At 70.3% G+C, this 12,487-nt stretch carries 11 protein-coding genes; 7 read left to right on the top strand and 4 right to left on the bottom strand.

Annotated features, from left to right (window positions below):
• Window positions 1-6 precede the first annotated feature (6 nt).
• Window positions 7-2,103 carry a peptidase S9 gene (locus BEN78_06205; GenBank protein ID ASR43033.1) on the bottom strand — a complete coding sequence of 699 codons (2,097 nt, stop codon included), beginning with the start codon at window positions 2,101-2,103 and terminating at the stop codon, window positions 7-9.
• 192 nt (window positions 2,104-2,295) lie between these two features.
• On the opposite strand from BEN78_06205, the gene BEN78_06200 reads away from it, so the two are divergent.
• Window positions 2,296-3,294 carry a hypothetical protein gene (locus BEN78_06200; GenBank protein ID ASR43032.1) on the top strand — a complete coding sequence of 333 codons (999 nt, stop codon included), beginning with the start codon at window positions 2,296-2,298 and terminating at the stop codon, window positions 3,292-3,294.
• Window positions 3,295-3,398: 104 nt separating this feature from the next.
• Here the strand turns inward: BEN78_06200 and BEN78_06195 are convergent, their stop codons facing one another.
• Both BEN78_06195 and BEN78_06190 read right to left on the bottom strand, forming a co-directional pair.
• Window positions 3,399-4,910: an ATP-dependent protease gene (locus BEN78_06195; GenBank protein ID ASR43031.1), complete on the bottom strand. Its 1,512-nt coding sequence runs from the start codon at window positions 4,908-4,910 to the stop codon at window positions 3,399-3,401.
• A 14-nt stretch (window positions 4,911-4,924) separates the two neighbouring features.
• Window positions 4,925-5,209, bottom strand: coding sequence for a hypothetical protein (locus tag BEN78_06190; protein ASR43030.1), 285 nt, complete (start codon window positions 5,207-5,209; stop codon window positions 4,925-4,927).
• Window positions 5,210-5,432: 223 nt separating this feature from the next.
• Here BEN78_06190 and BEN78_06185 point away from each other — a divergent pair, with 223 nt between their 5' ends.
• The 4 genes from BEN78_06185 to BEN78_06170 all read left to right on the top strand — a co-directional run bounded on the left by BEN78_06185 (window position 5,433) and on the right by BEN78_06170 (window position 7,591).
• Window positions 5,433-5,771: a transcriptional regulator gene (locus BEN78_06185; GenBank protein ID ASR43029.1), complete on the top strand. Its 339-nt coding sequence runs from the start codon at window positions 5,433-5,435 to the stop codon at window positions 5,769-5,771.
• 111 nt (window positions 5,772-5,882) lie between these two features.
• Entirely contained in the window at window positions 5,883-6,557 is a 675-nt protein-coding gene (locus BEN78_06180; protein ID ASR43028.1) for a hypothetical protein, read from the top strand.
• A 33-nt stretch (window positions 6,558-6,590) separates the two neighbouring features.
• On the top strand, window positions 6,591-7,280 hold the full coding sequence (locus BEN78_06175; GenBank protein ID ASR43027.1) for a branched-chain amino acid ABC transporter permease: 690 nt from the start codon (window positions 6,591-6,593) through the stop codon (window positions 7,278-7,280).
• Window positions 7,277-7,591 (top strand): branched-chain amino acid transporter AzlD, encoded by a 315-nt coding sequence (locus tag BEN78_06170; protein ID ASR43026.1) that lies wholly within the window; start codon window positions 7,277-7,279, stop codon window positions 7,589-7,591. Before BEN78_06175 ends, BEN78_06170 begins: the two co-directional genes overlap by 4 nt.
• 62 nt (window positions 7,592-7,653) lie before the next feature.
• Here the strand turns inward: BEN78_06170 and BEN78_06165 are convergent, their stop codons facing one another.
• The gene (locus tag BEN78_06165; GenBank protein ID ASR43025.1) at window positions 7,654-8,502 is read right to left on the bottom strand and encodes a spermidine synthase; all 849 of its coding nucleotides are present in this window, start codon (window positions 8,500-8,502) and stop codon (window positions 7,654-7,656) included.
• A 160-nt stretch (window positions 8,503-8,662) separates the two neighbouring features.
• Here BEN78_06165 and BEN78_06160 point away from each other — a divergent pair, with 160 nt between their 5' ends.
• Both BEN78_06160 and BEN78_06155 read left to right on the top strand, forming a co-directional pair.
• A complete protein-coding gene (locus BEN78_06160) occupies window positions 8,663-10,519 on the top strand; it encodes a hypothetical protein (GenBank protein ASR43024.1) in 1,857 nt (618 codons plus the stop codon).
• Between the two features lie 70 nt (window positions 10,520-10,589).
• Entirely contained in the window at window positions 10,590-12,479 is a 1,890-nt protein-coding gene (locus BEN78_06155) for an arginine decarboxylase (protein ID ASR43023.1), read from the top strand.
• The last annotated feature ends 8 nt before the right edge of the window (window positions 12,480-12,487 follow it).

The following is a 12,487-nucleotide window of genomic DNA, read 5'->3' as shown; positions in this document are numbered from 1 at the left end:
CCGGCGTTACTTGCGCACGTCCTGGGTGTGCGTCTTCAGCGCGTCGGCCAGTCCCGGCACGCGGTCGGCACCGGTGGGCACCGTGATGCTCGAGCCTGCGAAGTCGTCGCCGATCGGCTGCGCCCGTCCGCCCAGGCACGTTTGCAGGAAGCCCTCGGTGACCGCGTTGAACGCGGTGCTGTTCTCCGGCCGCGCGAAGCCGTGGCCTTCGTCGGGAAACAGCACGTAGGTGACCGGGATCGACTTGGCGGTCATTGCCTCGACGATCTGGTCGCTCTCGGCCTGCTTGACCCGCGGATCGTTGGCACCCTGACCGATCAGCAGCGGCTTGGTGATCGCATCGGCGCGGGTCAGCGGCGAGCGCTCGGTCAGCCAGGCCTTGCCCGCTTCGGTGCGCGGGTCGCCCATGCGTCGGGCGAGCTGCTCGAAGAAGCTCGCCCAGTACGGCGGTACCGTCGACAGCAAGGTATTGAGGTTCGACGGGCCGACGATGTCGACGCCGCAGGCGAAGGTGTCGGGCGTGAACGTCAGCCCGACCAACGTCGCGTAGCCACCATAGCTGCCGCCCATGATCGCGACCTTGTCGGCAGTGGTCACGCCGCTGTCGACCGCCCATTGCACCGCGTCGATCAGGTCGTCATGCATCTTGGCCGCCCACTCGCCGTTGCCGGCATTGGTGAACTGCTTGCCGAAGCCGGTCGAGCCGCGGAAGTTGACGCTCAGCACCGCGTAGCCGCGGTTGGCCAGCCACTGGTCTGTCGGCTTGAAGCCGTAGCCATCGCGCGACCAGGGCCCGCCATGCACGCGCAGCACCAGCGGCACCGGCGCGTCGGCCTTGCCGTCGTTGTCGGCGTCGGCGTGCTTGGGCAGCGTGAGATAGCTGACCAGGGTCAGTCCGTCGCGTGACTTGAGTTCCAGCGGCCACATCGGCACCAGTGGCTTGCCCTCGAGCGCCGGACGCCCTGAGAACAGCTGGGTCAGCGTGCCTGCGCCGCCCTCGGCCGGGCGGTCGTAGCGGTAGTAGACGACCGGCGATTCGGCGGCCGAGTAGGCGACCAGCCAGTGGCGATCGTCGAGTGTGCGGCTGTTGATCGAGACCTCGCCCGGGCCGATCGCTTCGAGCGTCTCAAGATCGGCGCGGATGCGGTCGTCGACCGCCGTCCAGGCCTCGCGCAGGTAGTTCGCCGAGACCGCCTGCACGACACCGGTGCGCGGGTCGGACAGGGCGTCGCCGATGTCCGCGCGCGCATCCTCGTGCACCAGCCGCTTCTCGCCGCTGGCGGTGTCGACCGCGAACAGTGCGGCGGTGTCGCGATCACGCGAATCGCGCATGTACAAGGTCGCACCATCGTCGGTCAGCCCGGCCGGCCCGGTGCCGAGCACGTCCTCGAAGGGCACGTCCTCAATCGTCGCCCAGCCGTCGCCGTCGCGGCGCAGCAGGTCCATCCCGCCGTCCGGGCGCGAGCGCGAGGCATAGCGCAGCGTGTAATCGGCATCGGCCAGGTAGCCGCCGATGTGGTCGTCGTTGCGCGTCACCAGCGTGCGCGCGCCGCTCCCCAGGTCGACGCGATAGAGATCGTGCCACTGTGGATCGCGATCGTTCATGCCCACCAGCAATGCATCGGGATGGCGATGGCTGATGCCGACCACCTGCGCGGTGGTCTTGGGGAATGGCGTCAGGTCGCGGCTGCGCCCGCTGTCGATATCGACGGCGAACAGATGGAAGTCCTCGTCGCCACCGGTGTCGCGCAGGTACAGCAACGTGCCGGGCTGATAGGACCAGAAGTAATTGCGGATCCCGCGCGCCGCATCCTGGGTGACCGCCTTCGCCGCGCCCGGATCGTCGGCCGGCGCCACCCAGACGTTCATCGTGCCGTCCACCGGCGCAAGCCAGCTCAGGTAGCGGCCGTCGGGGCTGAGCTGCACGCCGGCGCGCTCGGGATTGCCGAACAGCGCATCGCGCGGAATCAGCTCCACATCGTCCAGCGACACCGGCTTGGCAGCGGAGGCGGTCGGCGTGGCGGCGGTGGTATCAGTGGGCGGACGGTCGCCGCAGGCGGCAAGGCCCATCGCGACCGCGGTCGCGAGCAACAGGTGGCGCATCTAAGATCCCCAGGTGACGGATATGTCGCGCATGACGCTAGCGGGCCGGCGATTGAAAGATGTTGGCTTCGCGTTAAAGCACAGGGGTGACCGATGGCAGGGTCCGGGACCTGCTTGTGCGTCGCACCGTCAGCCCCGATGCTCGGCCTCGCGCGTTGACGCTGCACCCCGCCTCTTCTTCTGGAGACCTCCATGTCCGTCTTCCGTCATCGCCGGCTGCTGTCGACCGGCCTGCTCTGCGTGCTGCTGGCTGCCTGCGCGCGGCCCTCGGGTGAGACCGCTAGCGAGTACGCGGCCGATGCTCCGCCGCCGCCGGCCGAGGCAATGCAAGCTGATGCGATGTCGTCTCCGGCGGCGGGCGCCGGACCTGCCGCCGAGGCCGAAGCGGGGGTCGATGCCGCCGTGCAGATGGCCTCCGGCACACTGGCGCAGACCGATCCCGCGCGTCGCTTCATCCTTGCCGCCCAAGCGCGGTTCGCGGTCGACGACGTCTACCGCTCGGCGCTCGCGATCGAGGATCTCGCCGCTGCGCAAGGCGGCTTCGTGGTCGCCAACCGGATCCGGTCCGAGACCCAGGGCGTGCAGCGACACCGCATCGGCGATGGCAAGCTGCTGGAGCTGATCGAATACACCACCGCAGGGGAGCTGACCGTGCGGGTGCCCAGCGACCGCGCGCAGACGTTCCTGCGCGAGCTCGCCAAGCAGATGAAATTTCTCGACAGCCGCGACTTCGACGCGCGCGACGTGCAGTTCGACCTGCTGCGCCAGCAACTGGCGTACGCGCGTAGCCAGGAGCTGCAGCAATCGCTGGCCCAGGCAGTGCAGACCGGCGACCGGCTGGACCGCAAAGGCGACGCATTCGCCGCCCGCGAACGCGCGCTTGCGGCCCGCGACGAGGCCCGCGTGACCCAGCGCGAAGTCGAGGACCGGATCGCGTTCGCGACGATCGACCTGTCGCTCTATCAGCCTTCGCAGGTCCGGCACAGCGAACGCGTCGACCCCGAGGCCGTGTTTGCCCAGCAACGCCCCGGCTTCTTCGTGCGGATCGGCCACGCGCTACGCGGCGGCTGGCAGGGCCTGCTCGACACCGGCGTTGTAGTGGCGCTGCTCTGGCCACTGTGGCTGTTTGTCGCCATCGTCGTGATTGCTTGGCGTGCGTGGCGTCGTCGCCGGGCGACGGCGCGGAGCTGAGGCCAGATCGCGGGTGACGTTGCGAACCGACTGCGATAGGCAGCCCGCGCGCACCATCGCCGCGCTGTGACGTCCTGCGCAGCGTCGAAGTCTCTTGGCGAATCTCAGGTCGAGGCGGGCGCTGTCGCATCGACGCCGCGATACCCCAATGCCTCAGTGAGATGCTTCGATGCGATGTCGGCACTGCCGTCGAGATCGGCGATCGTGCGGGCCACGCGCAGGATGCGGTGCATCGCGCGCGCCGATAGATGCAGGGATTCGATCGCGCGCTCGAGCAGCGCTTGGTCGGCGGGGGCAAGCCGGCAGTGGCGGGCAGTCGCGGTCTGGTCGAGCCGGGCGTTGAGGGTGCCCGCGCGGGCCTGCTGGCGTGCGCGCGCGGCGTCGACGCGGACACGAATCGCGGCGCTGGTTTCGCCCTGTGGCGCGTCGGGGCGCAGCGCGGCCGGCGGCAGCCGCGGGACGTCGACATGCAGGTCGATGCGGTCGAGCAGCGGACCGGAGATGCGCGCGCGGTAGCGGGCGATTGCGTCGCCGCTGCAGCGGCAACGCCCCGACACATCGCCGGCCCAGCCGCAGGGACAGGGATTCATCGCCGCGACCAGCTGGAAGCGGGCCGGGAACTCGCTTTGCCGCGCCGCGCGCGAGATCGTCACCGCGCCCGACTCCAATGGCTCGCGCAGCACTTCCAGTGCACGGCGGTCCCATTCCGGCAGTTCGTCGAGAAACAGCACGCCGTTGTGCGCCAGCGAGATCTCGCCGGGCCGCGGTTCGTTGCCGCCGCCGACCAGGGCGACGGCGCTCGCGGTGTGATGCGGGCTGCGGAAGGGGCGCGTGCGCCAGCGTGTCGGGTCGAGGCCGCGTCCGCTGACTGAGAGCACGGCGGCGGTTTCCAGTGCTTCGGCCTCCGTGGCGTCGGGCAGCAGGCCGGGCAGCCGCGACGCGAGCAGGGTCTTGCCGCAGCCCGGCGGACCGACAAGCAGCAGGTGGTGGCCGCCGGCCGCGGCGATCTCTAGTGCGCGTCGGGCCTGGGCTTGGCCGCGGACCTCGCGCATGTCGGGGCCCGGCAGCGCGCGCTGCAGCGGGGCGACCGCGACCGGCAACGGCTTCGTGCCGCCGAGCAGGGCGCAGACTTCCAGCAGTGTGCGTGCGGTCCGCACCTCGACGTCGGATGCGAGCGCGGCTTCGGCGCCATTGCCGGCCGGCACCACCAGTCCGCGACCGGCACCGGCGACCGCGAGCGCAGCCGGCAGCACGCCGTCGACGGCGCGCAGTTCGCCGGTCAGTCCGAGCTCGCCGACAAATTCCCATTCGCGCAACGCTTCGACCGGGACCTGGCCGCTGGCGGCCAGGATGCCGAGCGCGATCGGCAGATCAAAGCGGCCGCCGCCCTTGGGCAGGTCGGCCGGGGCGAGGTTGACGGTGATCCGCCGCGCCGGGAAATCGTACTGCGCGCATTGGATCGCGGCGCGGACCCGGTCCTTGGCTTCGCGCACTGCGGCTTCTGGCAGGCCGACGATCGACATCGATGGCAGGCCACCGCCCAGGTGCACCTCGACCTCGACCGCGGGTGCCCGGATGCCTGCGCGCGCACGTCCGTGCACGAGCGCAAGTCCCATGGCGCTGTCCTTTTTTAGTGGGCGGTGTCGAAGTTGCCTGGCGACGGGGCCGGCGGCGCGCTCTGGGTCTCGAGTTGGCGGACCTGCGCCTCCAGGGTCTCGAGTTTTTCGCGCGTGCGCAGCAGCACTGCGCGCTGGACCTCGAACTCCTCGCGCGTGACCAGGTCCAGCTTCGCCAGACCCGATTGCAGCACGGCCTTGAAGTTCTCCTGCAGTTCCTCGCGGCTCTCGCGCAGGCCGGCGGGCACCAGCCCGCTGAGGCGACGCGCGAGCTCGTCGATGTTGTTCAAATCGATCATCAGTCAGTCCTCACGGTGTACGGATAGCGTCGCCGGCATGCGCAACGCATGCAGTCGGCCGCCTCCGCGGTGCGTCGTCAGAAAAATCCCCGTCGCGGCGCGGGGCGCACTAGACCATGCCTCCGGGCACGCGCACAAGCGTGCTGCGCCGCGTGCTCGGCATCGTGTAGGGCGGCGCGTGAGGGTGGCGTATCCTTGGCGCATCCCCTGCGGAGACACAGCGATGAAGATGGTCATGGCGATCATCAAGCCGTTCAAGCTCGACGACGTGCGCGAGGCGCTCGCCGAGGTCGGCGTGACCGGTATCACCGTCACCGAGGTCAAGGGCTTCGGCCGCCAGAAGGGCCACACCGAGCTCTATCGCGGCGCGGAGTACGTCGTGGACTTCTTGCCGAAGGTGAAGCTGGAGATCGCGGTGACCGACGACATCGTCGATGCCGTGGTCGAGACTGTGCTCAAGTCCGCAGGCATGGGGCGGATCGGCGACGGCAAGGTCTTCGTCTACGACCTCGAGCGCGTGGTGCGGATCCGCACCGGCGAACTGGACGCCGACGCGCTGTGAGCGGCGCCGTGTCGCGCGGCAGGTTCCACGCCGTGTTGCGCAGCTAGGCGCAGGCGCCGGATGTCGAGTCGACGCAGGCAATCGGCCGGGCACCGCACGCGTTGCGATGTCATGGTCGTCGCGGCCATCGTGCTTGCTGGCCTCCTCGCCGCCTGCGACCGCCCCGCGGCCGCGCCGTCGCCGCCCGCACCGGTGCACGCAGCCAAACCTGATCATCTCTACCGCCCGGCGTACTTCCGCGCGCTGCTGGCCGAGCTCGCGGCGCGGCCGGAGCTGCGGGGCCACGCGCTGCGGCTGCACCGCTTCGTCTACCTCTACGCCGACGGCTCGGCGTTGCTGTGGCTGCAGTCGCCGGGCGACCCGGCAGCGCTGCTGCGCTACACCTACGGCGATGCCTACCCGGCGCCCGGGATGCGCTGGGAGGCCGTCGCGGCCGGGCGCGAGGCGTCGCCGTCCGTTCTTGAACCCGACCTGCTCGACCTCGACGCGTTGCCGCTCGAAGGCCTGCCGGTCGCGGCGGCCGCTGCCGATGCGCAGCTGCGCCGGATGCGGGCCGACGCCGGCGACGATGCCGCATCACAGGACGCGCTGGCGACCGGCCCCGACGGCCTGTACTACGTGATCGGACAGGCCGACGGCGGCCCGGGCTGGCGCGCCGACATCAATCCGATTCCGATGCGCTGCGAGCGTACGTGGCGGTTCCACTTCGCGCCCGACGGAGCGTTGCGCGAGGTCGAGGCGATGCCCGACCTCGCGCGACCCGCCGACTGCGATGCCACGCGTTGACGCGGGCCCGGGGCCGACGACGAGAATGACCGCATGGCACTGTCACTGACGCCGGCGACGCGGATCGGCCTGTCGATCGCGCTGGCCACCGGGCTTTATGGGGTGTCCTTCGGTGCGCTTTCGGTCGCTGCCGGGCTCGACCTGTGGCAGACGATGGCGCTGAGCCTGCTGATGTTCACCGGCGGCTCGCAGTTCGCGTTCGTCGGCGTGCTCGCCGGCGGCGGGGCAGGCGCGGCGGCATTCGGGGCGGCCAGCCTGCTGGGCGTGCGCAATGCGGTCTATGCGGTGCAGATCAATCGGCTGCTGGACCCGCGCGGATGGACGCGCCTGCTCGCGGCGCAGGTGACGATCGACGAATCCGCCGCGACCGCGGCCGGTCAGACCGAGCCTGCCGAACAGCGCCGCGGCTTCTGGGTGGCCGGGCTGGGCGTGTTCGTGTGCTGGAACCTGTTCACGCTGGTCGGGGCGCTGCTCGGCGACGTGATCGGTGATCCCCGGCGTTGGGGCCTGGACGGTGCCGCGGTGGCCGCTTTCATCGGCCTGCTGTGGCCACGGCTGCGCGGCGGCGAGCCGGTCGCGATCGCGGTGGTCTGCGCCTTGGCAACCGCGCTCGCGATGCCCTGGCTGCCCGGCGGTGTGCCGATCCTGGTCGCGGCGGCGGTCGCGGCCGCCTGGGGCGCCTTGCTCGCGCGGCGCAACGTTGCATCGGAGGCGCGGGCGTGAGCGCGACCTGGGGTTGGTTGCTGCTGGCCTGCGCGGTCGCGTTCGCGACCAAGCTCACCGGCTACCTGGTGCCGGCGCGCTGGCTGGAAGGCGCACGCATGGCGCGCATCACCTCGGCGATGACCATCGGGTTGCTGGCGGCGTTGGTGGTCGTCAACGGGTTCGCCGGCGGCGGGGGCGTCGTGCTCGATGCCCGGGCCGGCGCCTTGCTGGTCGCGGTTGTCGCGCTGTGGCGCGGCGTGCCGTTCCTGGGCGTGGTGGTGTTGGGCGCGCTCGCGGCGGCGGGGCTGCGAGCGGCCGGCATCGGCTGAGCGGGTCGAGCGCGATGCGGGCGATGCGCGGCGGAAGCCGCGGCATCGCCGGGGGGGTGGGCTCAGGCCTCCAGGGCCTTGGCCACGAACGGCGGCAGCACCTGCGCGGCCTTGTGGATCTGGGCGCTGTAATACGCGGTCTCGAAACCCTTGGCAGCGGCGTCGGCCTGGCGGAAGTCGAAGCCCTGGCCCTTGCGCGCCAGCGTCACGCTCCACCACCCGGTCGGATAACAGGGCTGCGGGAACGGCAGCGTCTGGAACGTGGTGAAGCCGGCCTTGCCCATCTCGGCACGCATTTCGCGGATCAGGTCCAGCAGCGCCAGCGGCGACTCGGACTGCTGCACCAGGATGCCGTCGTCCTTGAGCGCGCGAAAGCAGCTGTCGAAGAAGGCCTTGTTGAACAGACCCTCGGCCGGACCGACCGGGTCGGTCGAATCGACGATGACCACATCGACGCTGCCCGGTGCGCAGTCGCGCATGTAGGCGATGCCGTCGTCGAACAGCAGCTGCGCGCGCGGGTCGTCGTTGGAGGCGCACAGTTCGGGGAAGTACTTCTCCGACATCCGCGTGACCTGCTCGTCGATGTCGCACTGCACTGCGCTTTCGACGCCCGGATGCTTGAGCACTTCGCGTAGCGTGCCGCAGTCGCCGCCGCCGATGATCACCACGCGCTTGGGCGCGGCATGGGTGAACAGCGCCGGGTGCGAGACCATCTCGTGATAGAAGAAATTGTCGCGCGTGGTGACCATCATCGCGCCGTCGATCAGCATCACGTTGCCCCAATCGGTGCTCTCGTAGATCTCGATCTTCTGGAACGGCGACTGCACTTCGTCGAGCTTCTTGGTCACGCGGAAGCCGATCGACGAGCCGGTGGGGTTGAAGGTCTCGTGGAGCCAGGTCGGAGCGGACATGCGAAAGGTTCCGGGGAAATGCGGGCCGCGCATTGTAGCCGAGCCCCCATGACGGCCCGGGCGCGACAGACCCGCCGCGCGGGGCGCTTCTCCTGGCCCGGCGTGCGGATTAGGATTCGGGTCGGGGACGCGCCGGACGGCGTGACGAGGGGACGCAAGGATGATGTCGGAAGCGGAGCGCCGTGCGCGGGTCGCGCGGCTGGAGACGTTCGCGCAACGCGCGCCCAGGACCTACCGCATGCGGCTGGCGCTGCTGGCAGCCTTGGGCTTCGGTGTGCTCGGCGGCGCGGTGGCGCTGGCCCTCGGGCTGTCGGTGGGATTGGTCGCGCTGCTGCTGGCGATCAGCCCGCTGCTGCTGGTCAAGCTTGCGAAGGTGGTCTGGATCCCGATCGCCTTCGGCTGGCTGGTGCTGCGCGCATTGTGGGTGCGCTTGGAGCCGCCACCGGGCCGTCCGCTCGCGCCCGGAGAGGCGCCGCGGTTGGTCGCCGAGGTCGAGCGCCTGCGCCGCGCCGCCGGGGCGCCGCGACTGTCGGGCATCCTCATCGACGACGATCTCAACGCTGCGGCCGCCAGCGTGCCGCGCATGCTCGGGCTGCTCGGCCATCGTCACTATCTCGTGCTGGGCCTGCCGCTGATGCAACTGCTCGACCCGGGGCAGTTCGCATCGGTGGTCGCCCACGAGTTCGGTCACTTCGGCGGCGGGCATGGCCGCTTCTCTGGCTGGATCCATCGCGTGCGCATGAGCTGGTACCGCGTGCTCGACGGCCTGGCCGCGCGCGGTGCGTGGGCGAGCCGGGTGTTCGAGCGATTCTTCCGCTGGTACGCGCCATACTTCGACGCCTACAGCTTCGTGCTCGCGCGCCAGAATGAGTATCAGGCCGATGCGATGGCCGCCCGGCTGGCCGGCGCCGATGTCGCCGGCAGTGCGCTGATTCGGGTCAATGTGGGCGCCGCGCGCCTGGCGCACGAGTTCTGGCCGTCGGTGATCGATGCCAACCGCGAGCGCGCCGAGCCGCCGGACCGCCTGCTGCGCGAAATGGCGACCGCGCTGCGGAGTCCGCATCCGGAGGACGACGCCCGGTTGGCCGCGCAGCTGACTGCCCGCGCCGACGTCCATGACACCCATCCCACGCTCGCACAGCGACTGCAGGCTCTGGGCGTGGAAGCGATGGTCGCGCCGCCGCCCGAGCGCAGCGCGGCCGAGGTTCTGCTGGGCGACCTGTTGCCGTCGCTGGAGGCAGCGTTCAGCGAGGACTGGCGCCTGCGCATCGGCGATGGCTGGCGCGAGCGCCACCGCGCGCACGCCGAGGACCGTGACCGGCTCGCCGCACTCGAAAGCGGTTCGGCTCGCACGCCGGCCGAGACCGTCGAGTACGCGGCCCTGGTCGAGCGCGTGCGGCCGCAGGACGACCCGGTGCCCCTGTACCGCGACGCGGTGCGCGTCGCGCCGCAGGATGCGTTCGCACACTTTCGCCTGGGCGCGTTGCTGCTCGAACGCGACGAGCCCGCTGGCGTGGGGCTGTTGCATCACGCACGGATGCTCGATCCCGGGGCAGCGGATGCGGTCAACGAGGCGCTCGCTGCCTACTATCGCCGACGCGACGACCTCGATGCGCTGGACGCGGTGATCAGCGACCAGGTATCGATCGACGACCGACGGCGCGGTGCGCAGCAAGCGCGCAATGCACTCTCGGCCGGTGATGCGCTTCTGCCGCACGGTCTGGATGGGGCTGCGCTCGCCGCCGCGCGCGCTTCACTGGCGGCGACCGGGAAGATCGGCAGTGCCTGGATCGCGCGCAAGCACATCAAGGGCGATGCCGACGGGCTGCCGCACTTCGTGGTGCTGGTGCGGCTGCGCGGCCTGGTGTTCGACGCCGATGCGACGCTGCAGCGGGTGGTCGACGCGCTGGACCTGCCCGGCAGCCACGTCGCCTTCATCGCCTCTGGTCGGCGTCGGATCGCGGGCCACGTACGCAAGGTTGCCGGCCCGCCGACGTATCGGCACGGTGACCGCTGAGGGCATGTCACCGCAGGTTGCGTCGGCAACCCCTAGACTATGCGGCCCCTTCGCCGATGGACGCCCGCCGATGACTGCCTGGTCGACCGACCACGCCCGCAAGACCTACTCGATCCCGCATTGGAGCGAGGGGTATTTCGATGTCGACGACGCCGGGCGCATCGTCGTCTCGCCGCGCGGCGCGCAGGGCCCGTCGATCGCGCTGCCCGAGGCGGTCGACGCCGCGCGCGCCAAGGGTGCCCAACTGCCGCTGCTGGTGCGCTTTCCCGACATCCTCGGCGACCGCCTGCATCGGCTGCAGGCCGCGTTCGCGCAGGCGCAGGCCGAGTGGGAGTACACCGGCGGCTATACCGCGGTATATCCGATCAAGGTCAACCAGCACCGCGGCGTGGCCGGCACGCTGGCCAGCCATCACGGCGAGGGCTTCGGCCTGGAAGCGGGCAGCAAGCCCGAGCTGATGGCCGTGCTCGCGCTCTCGCGCCCGGGTGGTCTGGTCGTATGCAACGGCTACAAGGACCGCGAATACATCCGCCTGGCGCTGATCGGCCGCAAGCTGGGCCTGGAGACCTTCATCGTCGTCGAGAAGCCGTCCGAACTCGCCCTGGTGATGGAGGAAGCGGCCGCGCTCGGCGTGAAGCCGGGCTTGGGCGTGCGCATGCGATTGGCCTCGCTGGGGGCTGGCAAGTGGCAGAACAGCGGCGGCGACAAGGCCAAGTTCGGGCTCAATCCGCGGCAGTTGCTGGACCTGTGGAAGAAGCTGCGCGACGCGGGCATGAGCGACTGCCTGCAGCTGTTGCATTTCCACATGGGCTCGCAGATCTCCAACGTTCGCGACATCGCCAACGGCATGCGCGAGGCGGTGCGCTACTTCGTCGAGCTCTCGCGGCTGGGCGCGCGGATCAGCCACGTCGACGTCGGCGGCGGCCTCGGTGTGGACTACGAGGGCACGCGCTCGCGCAGCTACAACTCGGTCAACTACGGCGTGCGCCAGTACGCCGGCAGCATCGTCCAACCGCTGGCGCAGGCCTGCGCCGAGCATGGGCTGCCGCCGCCGCGCATCGTCACCGAATGCGGGCGTGCAATGACCGCCCACCACGCGGTGCTGGTCGCCAATGTGTCGGAGGTCGAGCGCGCCCCCGAAGGCCGCGTGCCCGACGCGCACAGTGACGAGCCGGCGGTGGTGGCCAACCTGCGCGAACTGCACGGCGAACTGGCGGCGCGGCCGGCGGTGGAGCTGTTCCACGAGGCGCAGCACCATCACGCCGAGGGCCTGGCGCTGTACGCGCTCGGCCAGTTGGACCTGGTGCACCGGGCGCGCATCGACGACCTGTTCTATGCGATCGCGCACGCGGTCCGCGCGCGGCTGACCTTCGACGAGAAGAGCCATCGCCCGCTGCTCGACGAGCTCAACGAGCGCCTGGTCGACAAGTACTTCGTCAACTTCAGCGTGTTTGAGTCGATGCCCGATGTCTGGGCGATCGATCAGGTGTTCCCGATCGTGCCGATCGAGCGCCTCGACGAGCTGCCGGAGCGCCGCGGTGTCATCGCCGATCTGACCTGCGACTCGGACGGCAAGATCGACACCTATGTCGAGAACGAGGACCTCGACACCTCGCTGCCACTGCATGCGCTGCGTCCGGGCGAGCAGTACCGGTTGGGGTTCTTCATGGTCGGTGCCTACCAGGAAATTCTCGGCGACATCCACAACCTGTTCGGCGACACCGATGCGGTCGAAGTGAAGATCGAGGGCGACGGCATCACGATCGCGCAGCAGCGCCGCGGCGACACCACCGACGTGATGCTCGACTACGTCGGCTATCGCCTCGAGGACCTGCGCGCGCGCTACACCGCGATGGTCGACGACGCGGCGCTGGCGGACGATGAAGCGCAGCGGCTCAAGGACGCGCTCGAAGCCGGGCTCACCGGCTATACCTATCTCGACGACACGCCGCTCGAGTAAGCCGCGAC

This window comes from Xanthomonas citri pv. mangiferaeindicae (assembly GCA_002240395.1).
Taxonomy (GTDB): Bacteria; Pseudomonadota; Gammaproteobacteria; order Xanthomonadales; family Xanthomonadaceae; genus Luteimonas; species Luteimonas citri_A.
This window is presented reverse-complemented; position numbering and strand designations above follow the sequence as displayed.

What these genes read in the sequence shown, in the direction of transcription:
- BEN78_06205 (ASR43033.1), bottom strand. Translation starts at nt 2,103, where the DNA reads ATGCGCCACCTGTTGCTCGCGACCGCGGTCGCGATGGGCCTTGCCGCC.
- BEN78_06200 (ASR43032.1), top strand. Translation starts at nt 2,296, where the DNA reads ATGTCCGTCTTCCGTCATCGCCGGCTGCTGTCGACCGGCCTGCTCTGC.
- BEN78_06195 (ASR43031.1), bottom strand. Translation starts at nt 4,910, where the DNA reads ATGGGACTTGCGCTCGTGCACGGACGTGCGCGCGCAGGCATCCGGGCA.
- BEN78_06190 (ASR43030.1), bottom strand. Translation starts at nt 5,209, where the DNA reads ATGATCGATTTGAACAACATCGACGAGCTCGCGCGTCGCCTCAGCGGG.
- BEN78_06185 (ASR43029.1), top strand. Translation starts at nt 5,433, where the DNA reads ATGAAGATGGTCATGGCGATCATCAAGCCGTTCAAGCTCGACGACGTG.
- BEN78_06180 (ASR43028.1), top strand. Translation starts at nt 5,883, where the DNA reads ATGGTCGTCGCGGCCATCGTGCTTGCTGGCCTCCTCGCCGCCTGCGAC.
- BEN78_06175 (ASR43027.1), top strand. Translation starts at nt 6,591, where the DNA reads ATGGCACTGTCACTGACGCCGGCGACGCGGATCGGCCTGTCGATCGCG.
- BEN78_06165 (ASR43025.1), bottom strand. Translation starts at nt 8,502, where the DNA reads ATGTCCGCTCCGACCTGGCTCCACGAGACCTTCAACCCCACCGGCTCG.
- BEN78_06160 (ASR43024.1), top strand. Translation starts at nt 8,663, where the DNA reads ATGATGTCGGAAGCGGAGCGCCGTGCGCGGGTCGCGCGGCTGGAGACG.
- BEN78_06155 (ASR43023.1), top strand. Translation starts at nt 10,590, where the DNA reads ATGACTGCCTGGTCGACCGACCACGCCCGCAAGACCTACTCGATCCCG.